Annotated in this window: 1 protein-coding gene; it reads left to right on the top strand. The window is 74.6% G+C overall.

Annotated elements, in window-relative coordinates:
* A partial coding sequence (locus Y694_RS22190; protein WP_036236917.1) for a DUF1513 domain-containing protein occupies positions 1-524 on the top strand: 524 nt, incomplete at both ends.

The raw sequence follows: 524 nt of genomic DNA, 5'->3' as shown, positions 1-524 counted from the left end.
CCGCCGCCCCGGCGACTGGCTGGTGCGCTGGCAACCCGACGGCCGGCGTTCGCCGCAGTGGCAGTGGGCGGAGCCCGGCCGCGCCTTCAACGGCCACGTGATCGCCGGCGCCGGCGGCACGCGCCTCTACACCACCGAGACCGACCTCGAGACCGGCTCCGCGTGGATCGGCGTGCGCGACGCGCGCTCGCTGGAGAAGCTGGACGAGTGGCCCACGCACGGCATCGACGCGCACGAACTGTTGCTCGACGACGATGACACGGGCGGCCACGACGCACCTTCGCTGTGGGTGGCCAACGGCGGCGTGCCCACGCGGCCCGAGACCGGCCGGCAGAAACTGAACCTCGACCGCATGGATTCGTCGCTGGTGCGGCTGGACGCGCGCAGCGGTGCACTGCGTGGCCAGTGGCGCCTGGACGACCGCCGCCTCAGCCTGCGCCACATGGCCTGGCGCGACACGCCGGCGGCCGGTGCGCGCACGCAGCGCGTGCTCGGCATCGCGCTGCAGGCCGAGCACGACGACC

The sequence above is a fragment of the Methylibium sp. T29-B genome (assembly GCF_000576225.1).
Classification (GTDB): domain Bacteria; phylum Pseudomonadota; class Gammaproteobacteria; order Burkholderiales; family Burkholderiaceae_C; genus Methylibium; species Methylibium petroleiphilum.
This window is presented reverse-complemented; position numbering and strand designations above follow the sequence as displayed.